We start from the raw sequence: 22792 nt of genomic DNA, 5'->3' as shown, positions 1-22792 counted from the left end.
CGGGTGGCGCGGGTCAGCGGGCGCGGTTCAGGGTCTGCAGGGCGGCCTTCAGCAGTTGGCCGACCTGGGGCGCGCCGCCCGCGGCCTCGGCCTGCGGTGCCACGGCGGTCACGGCCTCGTCGGCCTCGCGGGTGGCGTAGCCGAGGCCGATCAGGGCCGCGTGCAGCTGGTCGCGCCAGCCCTGGGTGACCGGGGCGCCGATCGCGGGGGCGCCGACGGGCTCGCCGAGGCGGTCCTTCAGTTCCAGCAGCAGTTTCTGGGCGCCCTTCTTGCCGATGCCGGGCACGGCGGTGAGAGCCTTCTCGTCGGCGGTGGCGACCGCGCGGCGCAGCGCGTCCGGGGTGTGCACGGCGAGCATGGCCTGGGCGAGGCGCGGGCCGACGCCGCTCGCGGTCTGCAGGAGCTCGAAGACCTGGCGTTCGTCGTCGTCGACGAAGCCGTACAGGGTGAGCGAGTCCTCGCGGACGACGAGGGACGTGTGCAGCTTGGCGGGCTGTCCGGTGCGCAGCGTCGACAGGGTGTTCGGCGTGCACTGGACGGCCATGCCGACCCCGCCGACCTCGACGACCGCGGCGTCGGGGGCGAGCGCGGCGACCGTGCCGCTGACGAAGGCGATCATGCCGTCCGGCCTTTCGTTGCGTGGGCGGTGTGCAGGGCGACGGCCTGCTGGAGCCGGTTCTGCGCGGGGGCGCGCCAGATGTGGCAGATGGCGAGCGCGAGGGCGTCGGCGGCGTCGGCCGGCTTGGGCGGTGCGGAGAGCCGCAGCAGCCGGGTGACCATGGCTCCGACCTGTGCCTTGTCGGCCCGGCCGCTGCCGGTGACGGCGGCCTTGACCTCGCTGGGGGTGTGCAGGGCGACGGGGATGCCGCGCCGGGCGGCGCACAGCATGGCGACCGCGCTGGCCTGGGCGGTGCCCATGACCGTGCGCACGTTGTGCTGGCTGAAGACGCGCTCGACGGCGACGAACTCGGGCCGGTGCTCGTCCAGCCACTCCTCGATGCCCTGCTCGACGGCGAGCAGCCGCCGGCTCAGCTCGGCGTCCGCGGGGGTCCGGACCACGCCGACCCCGATCATGGTGAGCGGCCGCCCGGCGACTCCCTCGACCACGCCGACACCGCACCGCGTCAGGCCGGGGTCCACCCCCAGTACACGCACGAGCGCCCCTCCCGTCGACAACCTGTTCGTGCAGGCTATCGGGTGTCACTGACAACGCCGTACAGCACGGCGGGCCGGTGGGACGTGTCCCACCGGCCCGCCGGAAAACGCGTGTCGGAGCCGCGAGGCGTTACGCGTCGACCTTCTCCATGATCTCGTCGCTCACGTCGAAGTTCGCGAAGACGTTCTGCACGTCGTCGCTGTCCTCGAGCGCGTCGATGAGCTTGAAGATCTTCTTGGCGCCGTCCTCGTCCAGTTCGACCTGGACGGACGGCACGAAGCTGGAGTCGGCGGAGTCGTAGTCGATTCCGGCCTCCTGGAGGGCGGTGCGGACCGCGACCAGGTCGGTGGCCTCGCTGATGACCTCGAAGGTCTCACCGAGGTCGTTGACCTCCTCGGCGCCCGCGTCCAGGACGGCCCCGAGGACGTCGTCCTCGCTCAGCTCGCCCTTGGGGACGATGACGACGCCCTTGCGGCTGAACATGTAGGACACCGAGCCCGGGTCCGCCATGTTGCCGCCGTTGCGGGTCATGGCGACGCGGACGTCGGAGGCGGCGCGGTTGCGGTTGTCGGTGAGGCACTCGATGAGCACCGCGACACCGTTCGGACCGTAGCCCTCGTACATGATCGTCTCGTAGTCGGCGCCGCCGGCCTCGAGGCCGCCGCCGCGCTTGATGGCCGAGTCGATGTTCTTGTTCGGAACCGACTGCTTCTTGGCCTTCTGAACGGCGTCGTAGAGGGTCGGGTTGCCCTCGAGGTCGACGCCGCCCATACGCGCCGCGACCTCGATGTTCTTGATCAGCTTCGCGAAGAGCTTGCCGCGCTTGGCGTCGATCACGGCCTTCTTGTGCTTCGTCGTAGCCCATTTAGAGTGGCCGGACATCTGCCTGTCTCCTTCGCGTAACCCAACTCTGTAACGAACCCCAGCGATCCTACAAGGAGTCGGGGGTCCGGTCGGCGCGCACCATGTCGACGAACAGGGAGTGCACGCGGTGGTCGCCGGTCAGTTCCGGGTGGAACGACGTGGCGAGCGCGTTGCCCTGGCGGACGGCGACGATGTGGCCCTCGTGCTCGGCGAGCACCTCGGCTCCGGCGCCCACGGACTCGACCCAGGGGGCGCGGATGAAGACGCCCTCCACAGGATCGCCCGCCACGCCCCGCACGTCGACCGCTGCCTCGAACGACTCGTTCTGCCGGCCGAAGGCGTTGCGGCGCACGATCATGTCGATGCCGCCGATGGTCTCCTGGCCCGAGCGGGGGTCGAGGATCTTGTCGGCGAGCATGATCATGCCCGCGCAGGTGCCGTAGACGGGCATGCCGTCCCGCACGCGCGCGCGGAGGGGGTCCATCACGCCGAACAGCACGGCGAGCTTGGAGATGGTGGTGGACTCGCCGCCGGGCAGCACGAGACCGTCGACCTCGGCGAGTTCCTCGGGGCGCCGCACCGGCCTGGCCACGGCGTCGGCCGCGGCCAGGGCGATGAGGTGCTCCCGTACGTCGCCCTGGAGGGCCAGGACGCCAATGACAGGAGTGTTCATGGGGTGGTGTACCTGTGGGCCTTCGCTTACCAGCCGCGGTTCGCGTAGCGCTCGGTCTCGGGGAGGGTGTCGCAGTTGATGCCGACCATGGCCTCGCCGAGGTTGCGGGACGCCTCCGCGATGATCTTCGGGTCGTCGTAGAAGGTGGTGGCCTTGACGATGGCGGCGGCGCGCTTGGCCGGGTCGCCGGACTTGAAGATGCCGGAGCCGACGAACACGCCCTCGGCGCCGAGCTGACGCATCAGGGCCGCGTCGGCCGGGGTGGCCACGCCACCGGCGGAGAAGAGGACGACCGGGAGCTTGCCCAGCTCGGCGACCTCCTTGACCAGCTCGTAGGGGGCGCGCAGCTCCTTGGCGGCGGCGTACAGCTCGTGGTTGTCGAAGCCGCGCAGCTTGGCGATCTCGTTCTTGATCTGGCGCAGGTGGCGGACGGCCTCGACGACGTTGCCGGTACCGGCCTCACCCTTGGAGCGGATCATCGCGGCGCCCTCGGCGATACGGCGCAGGGCCTCGCCCAGGTTGGTGGCACCGCACACGAACGGCGTGGTGAAGGACCACTTGTCGGAGTGGTTGACCTCGTCGGCCGGGGTGAGGACCTCGGACTCGTCGATGTAGTCGACGCCGAGGGACTGCAGGACCTGGGCCTCGACGAAGTGGCCGATGCGGGACTTGGCCATCACCGGGATGGAGACGGCGTCGATGATGCCCTCGATCATGTCCGGGTCGGACATACGGGCCACGCCGCCGTCCTTGCGGATGTCGGCCGGGACCCGCTCCAGGGCCATGACGGCGACGGCGCCCGCGTCCTCGGCGATCTTCGCCTGCTCCGGCGTGACGACGTCCATGATCACGCCGCCCTTGAGCTGCTCGGCCATGCCGCGCTTCACACGGGCGGTGCCGGTCTCGGGAGCCTGGTTCTCGGTGGTGGACACGGGTGACCTCACTGAAGGGAAAGAGGGTTTCTCTGCAGCATCGAGGAAACGTGAGTGGACCAGGCCACAGCAAGGGCCAATGGTGAGCCGGTGGATCCTTTTCGGTCATGGACCCGTCGGCGGGGGTTCACGAGACCCGTTCCACCAGGGCGGCGGGCGGCTCGTCGTCCATCTCGAAGGCCAGCGGGAACGGGGCGTGGCCGGCGAGCCGGAACCAGCGGACCTTGCGGTGTTCGCGCAGCCGCCGGGCGGCTCCGACGGCGTCGTTGTGGAAGCGGCGGGCCATGGGGACCCGGCGTACGGCCTCGGCGAGCTCGTGGGCCGCCTCCTCGCCTCCGGGGGCCTCCCGTACGGCCTCGACCTGCTGCGCGTCCTCGAAGACGGCGCGCAGTGCCTGGCTCAGCTCGCTCTCGGCCACCTCCCGCTGCTCCTCCTCGGACTGCCGGGCCCCGTGCGCGGCCTCGTACAGCACGATCGAGGCGGCCGGGTCGAGCACGCCCGAGGTCGCGAGTTCCTGTGCCACGGAGGCCCGCCGCAGCAGCTGCGCGTCGAGCGCGGCGCGGGCGGCGTCCATCCGCACGTGCAGCCGGTCCAGCCGCCCGGCCGTCCAGCTCAGGTAGACGCCGACGACGAGCAGCGCGACAAGGATCCAGATGAGGGTTGCGGTCACGGGCGAAGGCTATCGGGGCGGGCCGGGCGCGCGTCCGGGCCGGTGACCGGAGGCTCGCACGGGCCCCGGGCGGGGCGCCGCGCACACCGGCTGCTCACCGTCGGGCGGGAGCCACCACAGGGCCCTGCCGGCCGGAGTGGACGTCGAGCCCGGGCGACCGGCCGCCACCATGACTCCTCGTGCCAGTCCGATCCGGACCGCCCCCGGCTCGACGCGGTGCCGACGGAACGACTGCCGCGTCGCCCCGCCGAGCCGCGCCGACCGCGCGTGAGCCGTACCGGCTCGGATCGACGCGGTGCCGACCGGCAGCGGCTCCCGGCCACCGCACCGACAATTCCCACGGCGTGCCCGATCCGACCTGCCTCAGTCCCGGGCCAGGCCGAACCGTGCTCGCAGGCCCGTCGTGCGTTCGTCCGCCGCCACCGCCGCCGCGCCGGCCGTCACCGTCTCGTAGACGGACAGGATGTCCGCGCCGACCGTCGACCAGTCGAAGCGCCGCACGTGGGCGCTTCCGAGCTCGCCCAGCTCGGCCAGCCGCTCGGGGTCGCCGAGCAGCCGTACGGCCGCCTCGGCCAGGGCGTCCGCGTCCTCGTTGGCGAAGACCTCGCCCGCCGCGCCCTTGTCCAGGACCTGGACGAACGCGTCCAGGTCGGAGGCGAGGACGGGCGCGCCCGCCGACATCGCCTCGACGAGGATGATGCCGAAGCTCTCGCCGCCGGTGTTGGGCGCGACGTACAGGTCGACGCTGCGCAGGAAGCGCGCCTTGTCCTCGTCGCTGACCATGCCGAGGAACTCCACGCGCGGGCGCAGCTCCTTCGGCAGTTCCTCGACGGCCGCCTCCTCGTCGCCCCGTCCCGCGACCAGCAGCCTCGCCCCCGGGCGGGCCGCGAGGATCTTCGGCAGGGCCCGCATCAGCACGGGCAGGCCCTTGCGGGGTTCGTCGATGCGCCCGATGAAGCCGATCGTGTCGCCCTGCCACTCGGGCCTCGGCTCGGCCTTGGCGAAGAAGTCCACGTCGACGCCGTTGGGGATGACCACCGCGTCCCCGCCGAGGTGCTCGACCAGCGTGCGCCGGGCGTACTCGCTCACGGCGATCCGCGCGCTGATCTTCTCCAGCGCGGCCTGCAGGATCGCGTACGCGGCGATCATGGCGCGCGAGCGCGGGTTGGAGGTGTGGAAGGTCGCGACGATGGGCCCCTGGGCCGCCCAGCAGGTCAGCAGGCCCAGCGAGGGCGAGGTCGGCTCGTGGATGTGGACCACGTCGAAGGCCCCGTCGTGCAGCCAGCGCCGCACCCGCGCGGCCGACAGGAAACCGAAGTTGAGGCGGGCCACCGAGCCGTTGTACGGCACCGGGACCGCGCGGCCGGCCGAGACGACGTACGGCGGCAGGGGCGTGTCGTCGTCGGCCGGGGCCAGCACGGAGACCTCGTGGCCGAGCCGGATGAAGTACTCGGCGAGATCGCGGATGTGGAACTGGACGCCACCGGGCACGTCCCAGGAGTACGGGCAGACGATCCCGATTCTCACGAGGGTCCCTTCGCGGGGTCGAGGTCGGCGAGCCACAGGCGCTGGAGCATGTGCCAGTCCTCCGGATGGTCGGCGATGCCGGTGGCGAAGGCGTTCGCCAGCGCCTGTGTCATCACAGACGTCTTCTCGGCCCGCGTGCCTGACTCCGGCACCTCGATCGGGGGATGGAGCCGGCCCTTCATGACGGGCGACTCGTCGTACCAGAGCGTGACCGGCACCAGCAGGGCGCCGGTCTGCTGGGCGAGCAGGGCCGGGCCGGCGGGCATCCGTGCCGTCTCGCCGAAGAAGTCGACCTCCACGCCGGAGGCGGACAGGTCGCGGTCGGCGACCAGGCAGACCAGGCCGCCGTCGCGCAGCCGGCGGGCGAGGGTGCCGAAGGCGGAGCCCCCGCTGTGCGGCAGGACCTCCATGCCGAGGCCCTCGCGGTAGGCGACGAAGCGGTCGTACAGCGTCTCGGGCTTCAGGCGCTCGGCGACCGTCGTGAAGGGCGTCCCGAGCTTGGTGGTGACCCAGGCGCCGGCCAGGTCCCAGTTGGCCAGGTGCGGCAGGGCGAGGACGACGCCCCGGCCGGAGGCGAGGCCGTCGGTGAGGAAGTGGATGTCCTTGGGGTCGAAGCCCGTCCGCACCCGCTCGGCGCTCCAGGCGGGGAGCCGGAAGGACTCCATCCAGTAGCGCAGGTAGGAGCGCATGCCCGCGCGGGACAGCTCGGCCAGGCGCTCGGGCGTGGCGTCGGGCACCACGCGCGCGTAGTTGGACTCCAGGCGCTGGACGCCCTTGCCGCGCTTCTTCCAGGCGAGGTCGGCGATGGTGCGGCCGAGCCGGACGGCGGCCGGTTCGGGGAGCTTCTTGACGGTGCTCCAGCCGAGCCCGTACAGGGAGTCGGTGAGCCGGTCGGCGGTGCTCACTTCGCGGCCTCGCTCCCTTGGGAGGTGTTCTGCCCGGCGGCCGCCTCGGCCTCGGCGGACTCGCGGCGGACGGTGACGACCCGCTGGATCAGCGTGACGAGGCTGCCCACGGCGACGATCCACAGGGCGACCGGCAGCAGCCACTGGATGCCCGGCACCCCGAACTTGTGCAGTCCCGCGAAACCGGCCGCGACCAGCGAGATCACCAGCCGCTCGGCGCGCTCCACGAGCCCGTTGACCGCCACCGGCAGCCCGATGGACTCGCCACGCGCCTTCGTGTACGACACCACCTGGCCGCTGGCCAGGCAGAAGATCGAGACGGCGCACAGGACGTTGTCGGCGCCGTTGCCCGCGTACCAGAGCGCGAAGCCTCCGAAGATGGCGCCGTCGGCGACCCGGTCCAGGGTGGAGTCGAGGAAGGCGCCCCAGCGGCTGGAGCGGCCCAGCTGGCGGGCCATGTTGCCGTCGACGAGGTCGGAGAAGACGAACAGGGTGATGACGATCGTGCCCCAGAAGAACTCGCCCCTGGGGTAGAAGACCAGCGCTCCCGCGACCACACCCGCCGTGCCGAGGAGCGTGACCGTGTCGGGGCTGACGCCCCGGCGGATGAGAAACGCGGCGAACGGCGTGAGAACACGCGTGAAGAATGCACGCGCGTACTTGTTCAGCATGGCCTTCCCGACGGTCGGTGTCGCCGCGGCCCTGGTGGCCGCCGGCTGGCCCATCGTAGTCACGCACGCGCGCGCTCGACGGGCGGGCACCCGCGGCTCGTGCCGCGAGCCGGTGCCCACGGCCGCACTCGGGGCGTGCGTGGCGCGATCGGTACCGGTCCGCGGCCTTCGTGGTCGTTCGTATGGACGCGGCATGACGGGAGTGGAAAGCTCGAATAACCGCGGGCGTCGCCGGAGCCGCCAGTGCACGCGGGTCCCGCGTGTCCGCGCCCACAGTGACCTCACCGTGCACGGGAGGCAGGATCATGGGCGACAAGACACAGACACACCCCGGAGCCGCCGGCAGGGCTCTGGCGGCCGACCAACCCACGTCCGTCCGGAACGTGGTGCTGGTCGGCCACAGCGGATCGGGCAAGACCACTCTGGTGGAAGCCCTCGCGCTGACCGCGGGGGCGGTGAACCGGGCGGGCCGCGTCGAGGACGGCGGCACCGTGTCCGACTACGACGACATCGAGCACCGGCAGCAACGCTCCGTACAGCTCTCCCTCGCGCCGGTCGAATGGGACGGCATCAAGGTCAACCTGCTCGACACCCCCGGATACGCCGACTTCGTCGGTGAGCTCAGGGCCGGTCTGCGCGCCGCGGACGCGGCCCTCTTCGTCGTCTCGGCCTCCGACGGGGTGGACGGCTCGACCCGGATGCTGTGGGAGGAGTGCGCGGCGGTCGGCATGCCCCGCGCGATCGTGATCACGCACCTGGAGTCCGCGCGCGCGGACTTCGAGGAGACCACGCGGATCTGCGCGGAGGCCTTCGGCGGCGACGACCCCGACGCCGTACTGCCCCTGTACCTGCCGCTGCGCGGCTCCGAGGGCCCGGACGGGCACGCGCCGGTGACCGGACTGATCGGGCTGCTGTCACGGAAGCTCTTCGACTACTCGGCCGGTGAGCGCAAGGACTCCGAGCCCGGCGAGGACCAGCTGCCGGACATCGAGGAGGCCCGCAACCGGCTCATCGAGGGGATCATCGCCGAGAGCGAGGACGAGACCCTCATGGACCGCTATCTCGGCGGTGAGCAGGTCGACGTCAAGACGCTGATCGAGGACCTGGAGCGGGCCGTCGCCCGCGGCAGCTTCTTCCCCGTCCTCGCCGCCGCGCCCGCCGCCGAGGGCGCCCGGCAGGGGCTCGGCACGGTCGAACTGCTGGAGCTGATCACCGGCGGGTTCCCGACCCCGTTCGAGCATCCCCTGCCCGGCGTCACGACCATCGACGGCAAGCAGCGCGAGCTGAAGCCGTGCGACACCGGCGGTCCGCTGGTCGCCGAGGTCGTCAAGACCTCCTCCGACCCGTACGTCGGCCGCATCTCCCTCGTCCGCGTGTTCTCCGGGACGCTGCGCCCGGACCAGACGGTGCACGTCTCCGGGCACGGTCTGGCCGACCGCGGGCACGAGGACCACGACGTCGACGAGAAGATCGGCGCCCTGTCCATGCCCTTCGGCAAGCAGCAGCGGCCGGTGACGCACGCCGTCGCCGGTGACCTGGTGTGCGTGGCCAAGCTGGGCCGCGCGGAGACCGGTGACACGCTGTCCGCGAAGGACGACGCGCTCCTGATGGAGCCCTGGCAGATGCCGGACCCGCTGCTCCCGCTCGCCATCCAGGCGCACAGCAAGGCCGACGAGGACAAGCTGTCCCAGGGCCTGTCCCGGCTGGTCGCCGAGGACCCGACGATGCGCCTGGAGCAGAACCAGGACACCCATCAGGTGGTCCTGTGGTGTCTGGGCGAGGCCCACGCGGACGTCGCCCTGGAACGGCTGCGCAGCCGCTACGGCGTCCAGGTCGACGTCGTCCCGCACCGGGTCTCCCTGCGGGAGACGTTCGCGGCCAAGGCCGGCGGGCGCGGACGGCATGTGAAGCAGTCCGGCGGGCACGGGCAGTACGCGATCTGCGAGATCGAGGTGGAGCCGCTGCCGGGCGGCTCGGGCATCGAGTTCGTGGACAAGGTGGTCGGCGGGGCGGTGCCCCGGCAGTTCATCCCGTCCGTCGAGAAGGGCGTCCGGGCGCAGGCGGCCAAGGGCGTGGCCGCCGGGTATCCGCTCATCGACGTCCGGATCACGCTGCTGGACGGCAAGGCGCACTCGGTGGACTCCTCCGACGCCGCCTTCCAGACGGCGGGCGCGCTGGCGCTGCGCGAGGCCGCCGCGGGCGCGCGGATCCATCTGCTGGAACCGGTCGCCGAGGTGACCGTCCTCGTCGGCGACGACTACGTGGGCCCGGTGATGAGCGACCTGTCGAGCCGGCGCGGCCGGCTGCTCGGCACCGAACAGGTGGGTACCGGGCGGACGCTGATCAGGGCCGAGGTGCCGGAGTTCGAGATCGGCCGGTACGCCGTGGACCTGCGCTCGCTGTCGCACGGCACGGCCCGGTTCGACCGGGCGTACGCCCGGCACGAGCCGATGCCGCCGCAGATCGCCGAGCGGATCCGCGAACAGGCGGGTGACGGCGGGTAGTCCGGCCGCGCCCGGCCGGTGCGGGCGGGCGGCTTCGGCCGTCCGCCCGCCGGTTGTCGGTGGCGGCGGATACGCTGATCACCTGATCACGTGGTGCCGCAGCCGTCCGGTCGTGGGGGTGGTTTCGGCACGAGGGCCGGGTCAACAGGTGTGCGGGGCAGGGAAGTCGGGAAGGCCGCAGGAGCGACGCCGGCGGTGATGGGGGCGGGAATGTCGTTTGGAACCGAGTGGGACGGGCCCCAGGTGCCCGTCTCGGGCGACGAGGGACAGGCGGCGACCTCCGCGCTGGCTTCCGCCGCGTACCGGGACAGCCCGGTCGGGGAGATCAAGAAGGCCGACAACGAATGGCACCAGTCGACCGTCAAGGCCGGCCGGATGAAGCTGTTGCGGCCCAATCTCGGTGAGTCGTTCTCGCGTGCCGTGATCGACCGGATGCTCGCCCCCGGCCGCAAGCCGCTCATCCAGTCCTTCGGCTCCGAGCCGCAGTTCGTGGTGGAGCACTGTCTGGCGGCGAACAACATCCGCCGCGAGCGCGACAACCGCCTGACGGCCGTGACGGTGCTGTGCGGTCTGGTCTTCCTGCCCGGCCTGATCGTCTGGCTGCTCGTCTTCCAGCTGCGCATGTTCGTCGCCCGGCGCGACGACAAGCGGGCCGGGCCACTGGCCACGGCCCTGCTCCTCGGTGTCGGCGTGCTCGCCGCGCTGTTCTTCCTCAAGATGCCGTTCGGCGGGTTCTGGGCGTGGTACGCCCGTGCGTGCGTCGTCCTGCCCGTGCTGGGCTGGTTCTGGGCCAAGCGGGTCTGCGAGAGCGCCGCCCAGGATCTGCGGGCCCGCTGGGACGGCCTGCTGTCCGGCACCAGCGTCGGCGCCAAGGTCCCGGAGGCCGTGCCGCGCGGGCCCGGCCAGACGGCCGCGGAGGAGCTGCGCCAGTCGCTGGCCCGGCTGAGCGCCGAGCAGCAGTCCAACTCGGTCTTCTACGCCGGGCCCAAGGGCATACTCGGCATGGGCACCCGGTGGGGCGCCTGGCAGCTCGCCGAGGAACTGGTGCCCGCCGACGGCACCCGGGAGATCCACCCCTTCCGCAGCTGGGACGTGATACGCGCGATCCACGACCAGCTGGCCATGCTGGAGCGCGGCCCGCTGAACACGGGCGGCTTCCCCAAGCCGTCCGTGAAGCACTGGATCGTCACGCCGATCGGCGAGAAGGCCGCCGCGGTGTCCCGGCCCGAGGGCACCGACGTCGAGGCCTTCCGGATCAAGCCGCACGCCATACAGGAGATCTGCAACAAGCAGCAGTTCGGCAGCGGTGACCGGCACTATCTGGGCGTGCAGTGGACGCTGTGGGACGGCCAGCTGGTCATCACCATGCTGATCACGGTGACCGTGCTGCACGAGACGCTGCGCATCGAGGTCACCGGGCACGCCCTGGGGCCGGTGAACCCGCTGTTCACCACGAAGCCGGAGGCGCCGGTCAAGGAGGTCGCCAAGTCCTTCAAGCCGTGGGAGAACCGCACGATCAAGCTGCCGCTGGTCACCACCGACGAGGTGGTACGGCTCGCCGCGCGCGCCCCGCTGACCTGGTACCCGCCGCTGCTGAACTGGCTGGGCGGCTCGCTCGGACTGCCCGAGCCGTTCGGTCTGCGGCACGCCTGGGCCGATCAGCCGTGGCGGCACCGCTTCATGGCCGACGACGCGCTGCGCGCGGCCACACCGGTGCTGCGGGTGGTCCACTCGGCGGCGATCAGGGTGCTGAAGGAGAACGGCGTGGACACGGAGAAGTTCGGTGCCCGCTCGGCGTTCCTCAGCGGCAACGTCCAGGACCCGACGCCGCGGAAGGCCGACGTGTACGACGCGTAGGCGTCCGGCGGCCCGGCAGTCGGGCCCGGCCGCCCGGCCGGGGTGTCCTCGGCGGTGGCCCGGGAGCCGCGCCGCCGCCCCCGGGCTCCCCCGGTCCCTAGGCCGGCCAGGCCTCCGCCAGCATCTTGCGGGTGTCCGCCAGGAGCTGCGGCAGGATCTTGGTGTGGCCGACCACCGGCATGAAGTTCGTGTCGCCGCCCCAGCGCGGGACGACGTGCTGGTGCAGGTGGGCGGCGATACCGGCGCCCGCGACCGTGCCCTGGTTCATGCCGATGTTGAAGCCGTGCGCACCGGAGGCCGTGCGCAGGGCCTGCATCGCCTGCTTGGTCAGCTCGGCGAGTTCGGCGGTCTCCGGGCCGGTCAGCTCGGTGTAGTCGGCCACGTGCCGGTAGGGCACGGTCATGAGGTGGCCGCCGTTGTACGGGTACAGGTTGAGGACCGCGTAGACGTGCTCGCCGCGGCGCACGATCAGCCCGTCCTCGTCGGACTTGGCCGGTATCGAGCAGAAGGGGCAGCCGTCGTCGGCCCCGGGACCGGTGGGCTTGTTCTCGCCCTGGATGTAGGCCATCCGGTGGGGCGTCCACAGGCGCTGGAACGCGTCCTGCGTCCCCACTCCGATCTGCTGCTCCGGCTCACTCGTCATGCTAGGCAGCATATGGCTTCGCCCGTTCGCGGCGTGTCGCCGGGGCGCCCCGATGACGGTCACCGGCCAAGCTTGGCCGGTGGACGTCGACAGCCGCGCGGCCCGCTGGGAGCAGCGCACCGAGATTCCGCTCTTCGTGGCGTCGCTGGTCTTCATGGCCGCGTACGCGACCCGGGTCCTGGCGGTGAGCCTGTCGATGGGCTGGCGGGACCTGTGTCTGGCGACGATGCTCGTCCTCTGGGCCGTGTTCGCTGCGGACTACCTGGTGCGGTGGCGGCTGGGCGGGCAGCGCTTCCTGCGTTTCGTCACCACGCACTTCCTGCACACCGTCGTGGTCATCCTCCCGCTGCTGCGCCCGCTGCGGATCGTCCCGCTCTACGACGTCATCCAGCGCCGGCAGGGCGAACCCCGGCTCTCCCTGTACGCCCGCGTGATCTCCTACGCGAGCCTGTCCACGCTGCTGCTGGGCTTCGCCGGGGCGCTCGCGGTGTTCCAGCAGGAGCGCGGGGCGCCCGGCGCCAACATGACGACCTTCGGGGACGCGGTGTGGTGGGCCGCGTCGACGCTCAGCACGGTCGGGTACGGCGACATCACCCCGGTGACCAGGCTCGGGCGGACGATCGCGATCGGGATGATGGCCTGCGGGATCGGCCTGCTCGGCGCGGTGACGGGTTCGTTCTCGTCCTGGCTGATGCAGACGTTCACGCGGGAGAGCGACAGAAAGGGGCCCCCGGGACGGTGATCCCGGGGGCCCTCGCGGCTCAGGCGGTTCGGACCTGGGTCAGACCTGGGTCCGCTCCTCCACGATCTTCGCGATCTTGGCGATCGCCTCGTCGAAGGGGATGCCGTTCTCCTGGGAGCCGTCGCGGTAGCGGAAGGACACCGAGCCGTTCGACATGTCCTCGTCGCCCGCGATGACCATGAAGGGCACCTTCTGCTTCTGGGCGTTGCGGATCTTCTTCTGCATGCGGTCCGAGGAGGAGTCCACCTCGACGCGCAGCCCCTGCTTCTTGGCTGCGGCCGCGAACTTCTCCAGGTACTCCACGTGCGCGTCGCCGATCGGGATGCCGAGCGCCTGCACGGGGGCCAGCCACGCCGGGAAGGCGCCCGCGTAGTGCTCCAGCAGCACGGCGAAGAACCGCTCGATGGAACCGAACAGGGCACGGTGGATCATGACCGGGCGCTGCTTGGCACCGTCGGGGCCGGTGTACTCCAGGTCGAACCGCTCGGGCAGGTTGAAGTCGAGCTGGATGGTCGACATCTGCCAGGTGCGGCCGATGGCGTCCTTGGTCTGCACGGAGATCTTCGGGCCGTAGAAGGCGGCGCCGCCCGGGTCGGGCACGAGGGGCAGGCCCTGCTTCTCGGCGACCTGGCGGAGCGTCTCGGTGGCCTCCTCCCAGACCTCGTCGGAGCCGACGAACTTCTCCGGGTCCTTGGTGGACAGTTCCAGGTAGAAGTCGGTCAGGCCGTAGTCGCGCAGCAGGCCGAGGACGAAGGTGAGCGTCTTGTCGAGCTCCTCCGACATCTGCTCACGGGTGCAGTAGATGTGCGCGTCGTCCTGCGTGAAGCCGCGGGCGCGGGTCAGGCCGTGCACGACGCCGGACTTCTCGTACCGGTACACGGTGCCGAACTCGAACAGGCGCAGCGGCAGTTCGCGGTAGGAGCGGCCGCGCGCGTCGAAGATCAGGTTGTGCATCGGGCAGTTCATGGGCTTGAGGTAGTAGTCCACGCCCTCGTCGAGCTGCATGGGCGGGTACATGCCGTCGGCGTACCAGTCCAGGTGCCCGGACGTCTCGAAGAGCTTCCCCTTCGTGGCGTGCGGGGTGTAGACGAACTCGTAGCCCTCTTCCTCGTGGCGGCGGCGCGAGTAGTCCTCCATCACGCGGCGGACGATGCCGCCCTTGGGATGGAAGACGGCGAGGCCGGAGCCGATCTGCTCCGGGATGGAGAACAGGTCCAGCTCGCTGCCGAGCTTGCGGTGGTCGCGCTTCTCGGCCTCGGCGAGGAAGTCCAGGTGCGCCTTCAGCTCGTCCTTGGACGGCCAGGCGGTGCCGTAGATGCGCTGGAGCATCGGGTTCTTCTCGCTGCCGCGCCAGTAGGCGGCCGCGTTGCGCATCAGCTTGAACGCCGGGATCAGCCGGGTCGTCGGCAGGTGGGGACCGCGGCAGAGGTCCTTCCAGCACAGCTCGCCGGTCTTGGCGTCCAGATTGTCGTAGATCGTCAGCTCGCCGGCGCCGACCTCGACGTCCGCGCCGTCGTCGTGGGACGCGGAGCCCTTGAGGCCGATCAGCTCCAGCTTGTACGGCTCGTCGGCCAGCTCCTCGCGGGCGGCCTCGTCGGTGACGACACGACGGGAGAAGCGCTGCCCGCGCTTCTGGATCTCCTGCATCTTCTTCTCGATGGCCTTGAGGTCATCGGGGTGGAAGGGCTTCTCGACGTCGAAGTCGTAGTAGAAGCCGTCCTTGACGGGCGGGCCGATGCCCAGCTTGGCCTCGGGGAACAGCTCCTGCACGGCCTGCGCCATGACGTGCGCGGTGGAGTGGCGCAGGATGTTCAGGCCGTCCTCGGAGGAGATCTCGACGCCCTCGACCTCGTCACCGTCGGACAGCTCGTGGCTGAGGTCCCGCAGCTCGCCGGCCACGCGCGCGGCGATGATCGAGCGCTCGCCCGCGAAGAGGTCGGCGGCCGTAGTGCCCGTCGTCACCACGCGTTCTTCCCGCTCGGAATCGCGTTGGATGATCACACGGACGTCTGACACCGGTCTCTCCTGACTGAAGGTGGGATGCGGCGCCATACCAGGAGCGCGCGCACAGGCGATCGTACCGACCCGACGGCACCGACCGCGAAACGGTCACCGTCAGTCCTCGTCCCCGTACGCTCCCGCCTCCCCCTCTCCGCACGCCTCCTCGAAGAAGTCGAGGTTCTCCTGGAGGGCCTTCATCAGCCGGTCCCGCTCGGCGTCGTCCACCTGTACGGGTACGACGCCGGAGGCGCCGGTGAGCCGGCGGAAGCCGCCCCGCCGCTCCAGCCGGCCGTGCACCCGGACGGGCAGTCCGACGAGGTGGGCGTGGCCGGCGATGCGGTAGTCCTCCTCGTCGAGGGTGACGCGGAGGTGCGGGACCTCGACGCCGGCGAGGACGCGCAGCCGGACGGTGCCCTCGCCGGTGGGGCCGGAGCGGCGCATGCGGACGACGGCACCCGTGACGCGGACCGGCACGGAGGGTTCCTCGCGCAGGTAGCGGGCCGCGGCCTCGCGGAGCACGGGCAGGTCGCCCGGTGAGAACTCGACGGGTTCGGCGGAGGCGGCACAGCCCTCGGGCACACCGGCCCCGGGGGCCCAGGCGACGGCGACGCGGGCGCCCTCGGTGCCCCGCACGAGCGCGCCGAGCGCCTCGGTGAGCTCGCGGCTGACGCCGGCCTCGACGGCGCCGTCGAAGGCGTCCATCCCGCCGGTGGCCCGCCGGTAGTCGATGGCCTCCCGGGTGGCGTACAGGGCCTGGTGCAGCCGTACGGCGAGGTGCCGGCCGGTGGCCGCGGGCACGAAGGCGGTGAGGGTGCGGCCCTCGCCGGCGGGTCCGACGAGGACGTCCTCCATGAGGGCGGCGGCCGGTCTGCGGTGGCGGGCGCCGTGGTACCCGGCACGCGCCCGGGTGGCGAGCGCGGCGGCGAGCAGCATCTGCCGTGCGGCGCCGCGTAGTTGCATGTCGGCCGTCCAGTGCGCGGCGCCCACCGGGCCCCTGGGGGTGTCCCGCCACCAGCGGATCTCGTCGCTCGGTACGGCCAGGGATATGAGGACCTCGCGGGCGGAGGGGGTGTCGCTGCGGGCCAGGGCGTCGAGGGCCTCGCCGAGCAGGTCGTCGCTGTCCGGGAAGCCGCGGCTCTCCGGCACGAGCAGGCTGGTGCCGCCGGCGCCCGGGCCGGGCGGGGTCCAGCGGCCGTACCGGCCGGCGGCTCCCCCGCGCCGCTGCCAGCCGTGCCGGCGCAGCAGGGCGCCGAGCACGGCCGGGTCGACCTCGGCGGGCTCCGGGGGGCGGTTCCAGGGGAGGTCGTCGGGGTGCTGCCGGACCTGCCGGGCCGGCTCCTCGTACGGACGGCTCCTCATGGCCTGCCTCCCGTCCCGACCCGCGTCATGATCTCGCACAGCGCCCGGTCGTCGAAGATGCGCGCGGTCGGTATCCGCACGGTGGTCCGGTGCCGGCCGGTGACCGGCCGGCCGGCCAGGTTGACCCAGTAGCAGCAGTGCCGTAGGTCGAGCCGGTCGTGGCCGGCGCGCAGCCAGTCGTCCTGCGCGCGCGGCACCAGCATGACGACCAGGATCTTGTGCACCGAGACGGGTGTGCGGGCCAGCTTGCGCAGGTGGTCGTTGTCGAGGGTGAAGGAGAAGAAGCGGCCCGGCGGGTTGGGCGGGACCTGGTAGGTGCACTTCAGCTGCACCTTGATGGTGACCTCGTCGTCGACGGTGTGTCCGGGTGCGCTGTGGCTGACGTGCCAGTCGATGCCGTTGTCCGGGAAGGGCTGGGACAGCGAGCAGCCGGCCGCGGCGGCGACCGCGTGCAGATAGCCGACCTGCAGCGTCTCCATGCAGGCGGTGGTGGCGAGCGTGCCGCGGAGGGTGCCCGGGCGGTCGGGCAGCAGCCCGCCCCGCTCGGGCTGCGCAATGGCCATGACCAACAGCCTTCCCAGCAATGAGTCTTCCCGCTGCGGGCCGCTGAACTGCAAAGACCCGTATTCCTGTTGTCTCCTTCCGGCGTACGTCGCAAACGGCCCGGGTATCACCAAACAGGCAGAAGACGGAACGTCACCTGCCATGGGTGAACAAGGAGTTGTGTGCGGATGACGACCTGGTACGAGGGGCCGCTGGCGGCCTTCGACACGGAGACGACGGGCGTGGACGTCGAGACCGACCGGATCGTGTCGGCCGCCGTCGTCGTCCAGGATGCGCCGGGCACCCGGCCCCGGATCACTCGCTGGCTGGTGAATCCGGGGGTCGCGGTGCCCGAGGCGGCGACGGCGGTGCACGGGCTGACGCAGGAGCACCTTCAGCGCAACGGCCGCTGGCCGGCGCCGGTGATGTACGAGATAGCCGAGCAGCTGGCGGAGCAGGCGGCGATGCGGCGGCCGGTGGTGGTGATGAACGCGCCGTTCGATCTGACGCTGCTGGACCGGGAGTTGCGCCGGCACCGGGCGGCCGGGCTGGACCGCTGGCTGGAGTCGGTGCCGTTGCGGGTGCTGGACCCGAGGGTGCTGGACAAGCATCTGGACCGCTACCGCAAGGGCCGCCGCACGCTGACCGACCTGTGCGGGCACTACGGCGTGACACTGCAGGACGCACACGACGCGGCGGCGGACGCACTGGCCGCGCTGGACGTCGTACGGGCACTGGGCCGGCGGTTCGCGACCCGGCTGGAGCGACTGTCCCCGGCGGACCTGCACACTCTCCAGGCCAACTGGCACGCGGCGCAGGCCCGTGGGCTCCAGGCCTGGTTCGCGCGCAGCGGTTCGGAGGAGATCGTCAACACGGAGTGGCCGCTGCGGCCGGAGCTGCCGGCGGCGGCGTAGCGCCGGCAGCGGTTGCTCACGTCAAAAGAGCCGGTCCGCTGCTGCGGACCGGCTCTTTCCCGGTGGGCGATACTGGGTTCGAACCAGTGACCTCTTCGGTGTGAACGAAGCGCTCTCCCACTGAGCTAATCGCCCGGGAACGCACTGAACAATACAGGTCCGGGCGCCGTTCGTTCAAACCGCTCGCAGGTGCCGCAGCAGTCCGCGCCGTCCGGCCCGCATCATCAGCCGGTGATTGGCGCGGAAGACGGGCCGTCCTGGTACGGCCAGCCGTCTGAGCAGCGGCTTGCACACGTCGACCTCCTGGTCGTACCGGACGAGCGTGCCGGGACCGGCGGTGGTGACCGTCCAGCGCGCCCAGCCCTCGATGTCCCCGGTCATGTGCACCGCCAGGATGCCCGCGGCCGGGTCACGGCCGGCGGTTCGGGCGGTGAAGGTCATGGCGTACGGCAGCAGGGAGCGGATGGTGATCACGCCGGTCTCGTCGTCGAGGCGGGTCACCGTCCGCACCTGTGGCCACCATCGGGGGTAGTCCTCGGGACGCTCCAGCGCCGCGTACACCGCGGCGGACGGGGCGGGCAGGGACCACAGGGTCCGGAAGCGGTAGTGGTTCCAGTCCATGGTCCGAGTCTGCCCGGCCGGGCTCGGCGATCCGCGTACGGGTACTCGTGCGCCCCGCCGCGACACGGGCCACCCTTCGGGGGGAGGGCCGCCGGGCGGGCGTCTCTCCGCCGGGCAGCGCCGGGTTCGGGTTCGACGCGCCGAAGCGGAATACGCCGAGGAGCGACACGGCGTGCGAGCCGACCGAAGTGACTGCCGCTCAGATTTGTGTCGGCACTCGGGACTTGAGGCGCGCGGGAATTCCGCGCTTGTCGTACTTGCGAAGAAATGCGACAGCATTCCGGAAGACGTCTGCGGTATTTCCGCCGGCCGCCCGCGTCCGGAACTTCTCCCGGAGGCTTTGCCACGCCCGAAGCAGCCCACCGCGTGAGCCGGGAGGCGGGAGGCGGGCACGACGACGGCCCACCTGCTCGAAGCAGATGGGCCGTCGGTCCGGGTGGGCGATACTGGGTTCGAACCAGTGACCTCTTCGGTGTGAACGAAGCGCTCTCCCACTGAGCTAATCGCCCGGGCGCAGGAAGAACATTACCCGATGTCAGGGGGTGGTCCCGACCAGGGGCCGGACCGGTGGGCGGCCGGGCCCCGGGCGGCGGATCACTGGTCCTTGATCTTCCACGGCATGACGACGCCGAACTTCCACAGGTAGATCCCCACCAGCACGCCCACGATCACCAGACCGATCACGGTGAGGGCGATGTTGCGCCGGCGCACCTTGGGATCGAGGGCCCGCTGGGCGGCCTCGGTGACTTTGCGTTTCGTCCAGCGGAGCACCAGCTGGGCCCAGACGAACTCGGTCGCCCAGATCGCCATGCCGCCGAAGATCACCACCCAGCCGGGTCCCGGCAGCGGCAGCATCACGATGCCCAGGGCAACGACCGCCAGGCCGATCACGAAGACACCGACCTGCCAGCTCACGTGCAGGGCCCGGCGGGCCTTGATGAATTCCGGCGCACGGGAGCCGAGGCCCCGCTCGGCGTCGGCGTCGCTCACTCGATCGTCCGCCTTCCTCTCGTCCCCGGCCACTGCGACCTCGCCCGGCTCGTCACTCCCCGTATTCATACAGACAAACCCTACCGGAGTGAATCCAGTCACCGGAATGGTCGTAGATCTGGTACGAGTTCTCGGCCGGAAGAGTTACGTAAAGCCAGGCAAAACTCCCAGAGGGGTTTACAACGGCACCGTAGGTGGCATGTCGATTTCGCCGACGTGCGAATCCCCGAGCGCACACTGAGCGAAAGGCCCTGGCGCTTATGAACACCACGGTCAGCTGCGAGCTGCACCTGCGCCTCGTTGTGTCGAGCGAGTCCTCCCTGCCTGTCCCCGCAGGCCTGCGGTACGACACGGCCGACCCCTACGCCGTGCACGCCACCTTCCACACCGGAGCCGAGGAGACCGTCGAGTGGGTGTTCGCCCGCGACCTCCTCGCCGAGGGGCTGCACCGGCCCACCGGCACCGGCGACGTCCGCGTCTGGCCATCGCGCAGCCATGGTCAGGGCGTCGTCTGCATCGCCCTCAGCTCGCCTGAGGGAGAGGCTCTGCTGGAGGCCCCGGCGCGGGCCCTGGAGTCCTTCCTGAAGCGAACCGACGCCGCCGTGCCGCCCGGCACGGAGCACCGGCACTTCGATCTGGATCAGGAGCTCTCGCACATCCTGGCGGAGAGTTAGGTCGCCGCCCTCCGAAGCAGCCCGGCGCCGTCCACTCGGGGAGACGGCTCGGGCCAAGACAACCGCATACGGCACAGGCCGGCGCCGTCACCGTGAGTTCGCGGGACGGTGTCGGCCTGTGCCCGTGCGTCTCCGCCGCGCCTGGACGGCTCCTCGGCCCCTCGGCCCTGCATCCGGGAACCGCCTGCGGCACGGAGGCGTTCTACCGGCAGTCGAGGTCGGCCGGGACCGGTGCGGTGGGCGCGTTGTCGCTACCATCGGCCACCATCGGCGGGCGCCCGCCCGACCACCAGGCCAGGGAGCGAAACGTGCTGATCACCCACGACACCCGGTGCGCACTCGACACCGTGGTCGATCTGGTGAACTCCGTGCCGGAGGACGACACCGCCTCGGACGGACTGCAGGATGTCGCGGCTCTCGCCGACTTCGTGCGAAACCACGAAATCAGCGATGTCGGCGTGCTGTCCGAGTTCGACCTCTCGGCGGTGCGCAAGATCCGCGGCCGGTTCGCGGGGATCTTCGCGGCCCCGGACGCCCGGGCCGCCGCGGGGATGATCAACGAGCTGGTGGCCGCGGCCGGCACCACTCCGCGCCTCACGGACCACGACGGCTACGACTGGCATGTGCACTACTTCGCCCCCGGGGCGTCCGTGGCCGATCACCTCGCCGCGGACTGCGGAATGGCGCTCGCGTTCTTCGTGGTCGCCGGGGAGCAGGAGCGGCTGCGGCGCTGCGAGGCACCGGACTGCCGGCGCGCCTTCGTCGATCTCTCCCGCAACCGCTCGCGCCGCTACTGCGACAGCCGGACCTGCGGGAACCGGCTGCACGTCGCCGCCTACCGGGCCCGGCGCAAGGAAGCGGCGGGCTGACCCGGCCGGGCCGGGGGCGGCCCCCTTCCGGTCCGTGGCGACGTCGGTCCCGGCGGGTGGCGCCGGGACGGACGCGTACGGCTCACAGCAGCAGCAGGTCGTGCAGCGCAGCCATGAGCAGCAGACACCCGATCACCGCAAGGAAGATCATCAGCGGTGGCTGGGAAAGGGCGAAGAGGCATCCGCGCGGCTCGTCCTTGGGCGGCGCGGCCTCGCTCTGTGTGGTGTCCAGCATCTCGCGGCCGATGATGACCCACTCGGCGCCCCGGACGCGATCAGCACTCGGGGATCTTGCGGGACTTCACCGAAACCGTGATCTCTCGTTCGCCTCATGAACGATTCCGGACGTCCCGGGACTCACTGTGTCGTTTCCGTGAATGGTGTGACTGTCATATGCCGTGCTTCTTGAGGATGGCCTCGATGTCGCTGAAGTCGTCGGCCGAGGCGGCGGCGCGGGGGGCGGCGGCCGGTCGTGACGCGGGGCGTGAGCCCTGCCCCAGGGAGGGCGCCGAGGCCGCGGGTGCCACCGCGTCCCGCCGGTCGTTCTTGGCCGCCTTGCGCTCCGCGCCGGCGCCGCCGCGCCGGCGCTCCACCGCGCGGGTGCCGGCGAGCAGCAGCCAGGCGGCGCCCAGCAGCCCGAAGCCCGCCCAGGCCGTGGGACTGAACGCGGTGTCGGCGAGCCAGCCGACGACTCCGGTCATCACCAGGCCGACCGGTACGAGGGAGTAGGCCGCGATGCGGGCCGCCGACAGGAAGCGCCTGCGGTAGGCCGTGACCACCGCGATGCCCAGGCCCGCCGCGGACACGGCGGAACAGACGGTCTCGGCAATCATCCGGTCCTCCTGGCGGGCTCGGTTCGGTGGCGGTGCGGCCAAGCGCACACCGGCGTCCGCGGATGCGCTTCGTCCCTTCCATCCTGCACCGCCCGGTCGCCGTGAGGCCATGGTCCCGGCGGACATCAGGGACATCTCCGGGTCGACTCCTACTGGAGTGCCGGTCGCCCCCCCTCCCGCGCTCCGGCCCCCGCTCCGGCCCGGGGCCCTGCGGCGTCCCGATTGGGTCGGCCGCGCCCGGCCTGGAACACTGGTGCGCATGAGCGACTCCTCCCCGGCCCGCACCGATGCCCTCGTCCTCGACGTCTGGTGCGAACTGCAGTGCCCCGACTGCCGCACCGCCCTGGACGACGTCCGCGCCCTGCGCGCCCGCTACGGCGACCGGCTGGAGCTGCGTCTGCGGCACTTCCCGCTGGAGAAGCACAAGCACGCCTTCGCCGCCGCGCAGGCCGCCGAGGAGGCGCTGGAGCAGGGCAAGGGCTGGCCGTACGTGGAGGCCGTGCTGGAGCGGGTGGCGGAGCTGGACCGGCAGGGCGAGTCGCTGCTGGTCGAGGTGGCCCGTGAACTCGGTCTGGACGCCGAGGAGTTCGACACCGCGCTGATCGACGGCCGGCACATCCTGATCGTCGACGCCGACCAGGCCGAGGGCAAGGCCATCGGTGTGACCGGCACCCCGACGTACGTCATCGGCGGCGAACGCCTCGACGGCGGCAAGAGCCAGGAGGGGCTGCGCGAACGGATCGAGGAGATCGCCGACCGACTGCTGGGCGAGCGGGAGGCCTGAGCCGGCGGAGCTCCGGGCATCGTGGCGCGCGCAGCGCCGTGGGACGTCGGCGGCGAAGGC

General features: G+C 71.5%; 24 protein-coding genes and 2 tRNA genes. 7 read left to right on the top strand and 19 right to left on the bottom strand.

Translation table 11 applies throughout. The features are described from left to right. Positions 1-13 precede the first annotated feature (13 nt). The 9 genes from ruvA to pgsA all read right to left on the bottom strand — a co-directional run bounded on the left by ruvA (position 14) and on the right by pgsA (position 7452). Positions 14-619 carry a Holliday junction branch migration protein RuvA gene (ruvA, locus tag ACF08B_RS26975; RefSeq protein WP_392319768.1) on the bottom strand — a complete coding sequence of 202 codons (606 nt, stop codon included), beginning with the start codon at positions 617-619 and terminating at the stop codon, positions 14-16. Then, complete coding sequence (ruvC, locus tag ACF08B_RS26970; protein ID WP_093479168.1) at positions 616-1155, bottom strand: crossover junction endodeoxyribonuclease RuvC; 540 nt, start codon at positions 1153-1155, stop codon at positions 616-618. Before ruvC ends, ruvA begins: the two co-directional genes overlap by 4 nt. Before the next feature lie 130 nt (positions 1156-1285). Further along, positions 1286-2038 (bottom strand): YebC/PmpR family DNA-binding transcriptional regulator, encoded by a 753-nt coding sequence (locus ACF08B_RS26965; RefSeq protein ID WP_392319767.1) that lies wholly within the window; start codon positions 2036-2038, stop codon positions 1286-1288. A 49-nt stretch (positions 2039-2087) separates the two neighbouring features. Next, positions 2088-2693 carry a pyridoxal 5'-phosphate synthase glutaminase subunit PdxT gene (pdxT, locus tag ACF08B_RS26960; RefSeq protein WP_093479167.1) on the bottom strand — a complete coding sequence of 202 codons (606 nt, stop codon included), beginning with the start codon at positions 2691-2693 and terminating at the stop codon, positions 2088-2090. A 26-nt stretch (positions 2694-2719) separates the two neighbouring features. After that, entirely contained in the window at positions 2720-3625 is a 906-nt protein-coding gene (pdxS, locus tag ACF08B_RS26955; protein ID WP_093695747.1) for a pyridoxal 5'-phosphate synthase lyase subunit PdxS, read from the bottom strand. 127 nt (positions 3626-3752) lie between these two features. Continuing rightward, positions 3753-4295: a hypothetical protein gene (locus ACF08B_RS26950; RefSeq protein WP_392319766.1), complete on the bottom strand. Its 543-nt coding sequence runs from the start codon at positions 4293-4295 to the stop codon at positions 3753-3755. Positions 4296-4658: 363 nt separating this feature from the next. Then, on the bottom strand, positions 4659-5822 hold the full coding sequence (locus ACF08B_RS26945; RefSeq protein ID WP_392319765.1) for a glycosyltransferase family 4 protein: 1164 nt from the start codon (positions 5820-5822) through the stop codon (positions 4659-4661). Next, positions 5819-6727, bottom strand: a complete 909-nt coding sequence (locus ACF08B_RS26940) for a phosphatidylinositol mannoside acyltransferase (protein WP_392319764.1) — start codon at positions 6725-6727, stop codon at positions 5819-5821. The genes ACF08B_RS26945 and ACF08B_RS26940 overlap by 4 nt, the downstream gene beginning before the upstream one ends. Further along, positions 6724-7452, bottom strand: coding sequence for a phosphatidylinositol phosphate synthase (gene pgsA / locus ACF08B_RS26935; protein WP_392319812.1), 729 nt, complete (start codon positions 7450-7452; stop codon positions 6724-6726). The genes ACF08B_RS26940 and pgsA overlap by 4 nt, the downstream gene beginning before the upstream one ends. A 251-nt stretch (positions 7453-7703) precedes the next feature. On the opposite strand from pgsA, the gene ACF08B_RS26930 reads away from it, so the two are divergent. After that, the gene (locus ACF08B_RS26930; protein ID WP_392319763.1) at positions 7704-9902 is read left to right on the top strand and encodes an elongation factor G-like protein EF-G2; all 2199 of its coding nucleotides are present in this window, start codon (positions 7704-7706) and stop codon (positions 9900-9902) included. Positions 9903-10112: 210 nt separating this feature from the next. After that, positions 10113-11759, top strand: coding sequence for a hypothetical protein (locus ACF08B_RS26925; protein ID WP_392319762.1), 1647 nt, complete (start codon positions 10113-10115; stop codon positions 11757-11759). A 97-nt stretch (positions 11760-11856) separates the two neighbouring features. On the opposite strand, the gene ACF08B_RS26920 is transcribed toward ACF08B_RS26925, so the two are convergent. Further along, positions 11857-12414, bottom strand: coding sequence for an HIT family protein (locus ACF08B_RS26920; RefSeq protein WP_392319761.1), 558 nt, complete (start codon positions 12412-12414; stop codon positions 11857-11859). Positions 12415-12481: 67 nt separating this feature from the next. On the opposite strand from ACF08B_RS26920, the gene ACF08B_RS26915 reads away from it, so the two are divergent. After that, positions 12482-13144, top strand: coding sequence for a potassium channel family protein (locus tag ACF08B_RS26915; RefSeq protein WP_392319760.1), 663 nt, complete (start codon positions 12482-12484; stop codon positions 13142-13144). Positions 13145-13183: 39 nt separating this feature from the next. On the opposite strand, the gene thrS is transcribed toward ACF08B_RS26915, so the two are convergent. From thrS to ACF08B_RS26900, 3 genes are all read right to left on the bottom strand, one after another. Further along, on the bottom strand, positions 13184-15160 hold the full coding sequence (thrS, locus tag ACF08B_RS26910) for a threonine--tRNA ligase (RefSeq protein WP_123438499.1): 1977 nt from the start codon (positions 15158-15160) through the stop codon (positions 13184-13186). Between the two features lie 99 nt (positions 15161-15259). Next, the gene (locus ACF08B_RS26905; protein WP_392319759.1) at positions 15260-16504 is read right to left on the bottom strand and encodes a hypothetical protein; all 1245 of its coding nucleotides are present in this window, start codon (positions 16502-16504) and stop codon (positions 15260-15262) included. Further along, on the bottom strand, positions 16501-17067 hold the full coding sequence (locus ACF08B_RS26900) for a DUF4365 domain-containing protein (RefSeq protein ID WP_093479155.1): 567 nt from the start codon (positions 17065-17067) through the stop codon (positions 16501-16503). Before ACF08B_RS26900 ends, ACF08B_RS26905 begins: the two co-directional genes overlap by 4 nt. Positions 17068-17235: 168 nt before the next feature. On the opposite strand from ACF08B_RS26900, the gene ACF08B_RS26895 reads away from it, so the two are divergent. Then, positions 17236-17961 carry a 3'-5' exonuclease gene (locus ACF08B_RS26895; RefSeq protein WP_392319758.1) on the top strand — a complete coding sequence of 242 codons (726 nt, stop codon included), beginning with the start codon at positions 17236-17238 and terminating at the stop codon, positions 17959-17961. 63 nt (positions 17962-18024) lie between these two features. Here ACF08B_RS26895 and ACF08B_RS26890 read toward each other — a convergent pair. The 4 genes from ACF08B_RS26890 to ACF08B_RS26875 all read right to left on the bottom strand — a co-directional run bounded on the left by ACF08B_RS26890 (position 18025) and on the right by ACF08B_RS26875 (position 19641). Further along, a tRNA-Val gene (locus ACF08B_RS26890) sits at positions 18025-18096 on the bottom strand. Positions 18097-18135: 39 nt separating this feature from the next. Then, positions 18136-18582 carry an SRPBCC family protein gene (locus ACF08B_RS26885; RefSeq protein ID WP_392319757.1) on the bottom strand — a complete coding sequence of 149 codons (447 nt, stop codon included), beginning with the start codon at positions 18580-18582 and terminating at the stop codon, positions 18136-18138. Between the two features lie 437 nt (positions 18583-19019). Further along, positions 19020-19091 (bottom strand) — tRNA-Val (locus tag ACF08B_RS26880). A gap of 85 nt (positions 19092-19176) precedes the next feature. Next, entirely contained in the window at positions 19177-19641 is a 465-nt protein-coding gene (locus ACF08B_RS26875; RefSeq protein WP_392319756.1) for a TIGR02611 family protein, read from the bottom strand. Positions 19642-19832: 191 nt separating this feature from the next. On the opposite strand from ACF08B_RS26875, the gene ACF08B_RS26870 reads away from it, so the two are divergent. Continuing rightward, positions 19833-20246 carry an SsgA family sporulation/cell division regulator gene (locus ACF08B_RS26870; RefSeq protein WP_004002642.1) on the top strand — a complete coding sequence of 138 codons (414 nt, stop codon included), beginning with the start codon at positions 19833-19835 and terminating at the stop codon, positions 20244-20246. Between the two features lie 308 nt (positions 20247-20554). Then, a complete protein-coding gene (locus ACF08B_RS26865) occupies positions 20555-21115 on the top strand; it encodes a CGNR zinc finger domain-containing protein (RefSeq protein WP_392319755.1) in 561 nt (186 codons plus the stop codon). Positions 21116-21197: 82 nt separating this feature from the next. Here ACF08B_RS26865 and ACF08B_RS26860 read toward each other — a convergent pair whose 3' ends face one another. Both ACF08B_RS26860 and ACF08B_RS26855 read right to left on the bottom strand, forming a co-directional pair. Beyond that, positions 21198-21350: a hypothetical protein gene (locus ACF08B_RS26860; RefSeq protein ID WP_167345734.1), complete on the bottom strand. Its 153-nt coding sequence runs from the start codon at positions 21348-21350 to the stop codon at positions 21198-21200. 154 nt (positions 21351-21504) lie between these two features. Further along, entirely contained in the window at positions 21505-21948 is a 444-nt protein-coding gene (locus tag ACF08B_RS26855) for a hypothetical protein (protein WP_392319754.1), read from the bottom strand. Between the two features lie 259 nt (positions 21949-22207). Here ACF08B_RS26855 and ACF08B_RS26850 point away from each other — a divergent pair, with 259 nt between their 5' ends. After that, a complete protein-coding gene (locus ACF08B_RS26850; protein WP_392319753.1) occupies positions 22208-22732 on the top strand; it encodes a DsbA family protein in 525 nt (174 codons plus the stop codon). Positions 22733-22792: the final 60 nt, after the last annotated feature.

Origin of the sequence: Streptomyces sp. NPDC015139, from assembly GCF_043079785.1 — a bacterium.
Classification (GTDB): Bacteria; Actinomycetota; Actinomycetes; order Streptomycetales; family Streptomycetaceae; genus Streptomyces; species Streptomyces albidocamelliae.
Note: the sequence above shows the minus strand (reverse complement) of the source record. Positions and strands in the feature narration are given on the sequence as shown.

Coding starts and splice junctions, on each gene's coding strand:
- ACF08B_RS26925 (WP_392319762.1), top strand. CDS start 10,113: ATGTCGTTTGGAACCGAGTGGGACGGGCCCCAGGTGCCCGTCTCGGGC.
- ACF08B_RS26900 (WP_093479155.1), bottom strand. CDS start 17,067: ATGGCCATTGCGCAGCCCGAGCGGGGCGGGCTGCTGCCCGACCGCCCG.
- ACF08B_RS26875 (WP_392319756.1), bottom strand. CDS start 19,641: ATGAATACGGGGAGTGACGAGCCGGGCGAGGTCGCAGTGGCCGGGGAC.
- pdxT (WP_093479167.1), bottom strand. CDS start 2,693: ATGAACACTCCTGTCATTGGCGTCCTGGCCCTCCAGGGCGACGTACGG.
- ruvA (WP_392319768.1), bottom strand. CDS start 619: ATGATCGCCTTCGTCAGCGGCACGGTCGCCGCGCTCGCCCCCGACGCC.
- ACF08B_RS26905 (WP_392319759.1), bottom strand. CDS start 16,504: ATGAGGAGCCGTCCGTACGAGGAGCCGGCCCGGCAGGTCCGGCAGCAC.
- ACF08B_RS26920 (WP_392319761.1), bottom strand. CDS start 12,414: ATGCTGCCTAGCATGACGAGTGAGCCGGAGCAGCAGATCGGAGTGGGG.
- ACF08B_RS26930 (WP_392319763.1), top strand. CDS start 7,704: ATGGGCGACAAGACACAGACACACCCCGGAGCCGCCGGCAGGGCTCTG.
- pgsA (WP_392319812.1), bottom strand. CDS start 7,452: ATGGGCCAGCCGGCGGCCACCAGGGCCGCGGCGACACCGACCGTCGGG.
- ACF08B_RS26895 (WP_392319758.1), top strand. CDS start 17,236: ATGACGACCTGGTACGAGGGGCCGCTGGCGGCCTTCGACACGGAGACG.
- ACF08B_RS26850 (WP_392319753.1), top strand. CDS start 22,208: ATGAGCGACTCCTCCCCGGCCCGCACCGATGCCCTCGTCCTCGACGTC.
- ACF08B_RS26965 (WP_392319767.1), bottom strand. CDS start 2,038: ATGTCCGGCCACTCTAAATGGGCTACGACGAAGCACAAGAAGGCCGTG.
- ACF08B_RS26870 (WP_004002642.1), top strand. CDS start 19,833: ATGAACACCACGGTCAGCTGCGAGCTGCACCTGCGCCTCGTTGTGTCG.
- ACF08B_RS26860 (WP_167345734.1), bottom strand. CDS start 21,350: ATGCTGGACACCACACAGAGCGAGGCCGCGCCGCCCAAGGACGAGCCG.
- ACF08B_RS26885 (WP_392319757.1), bottom strand. CDS start 18,582: ATGGACTGGAACCACTACCGCTTCCGGACCCTGTGGTCCCTGCCCGCC.
- ACF08B_RS26855 (WP_392319754.1), bottom strand. CDS start 21,948: ATGATTGCCGAGACCGTCTGTTCCGCCGTGTCCGCGGCGGGCCTGGGC.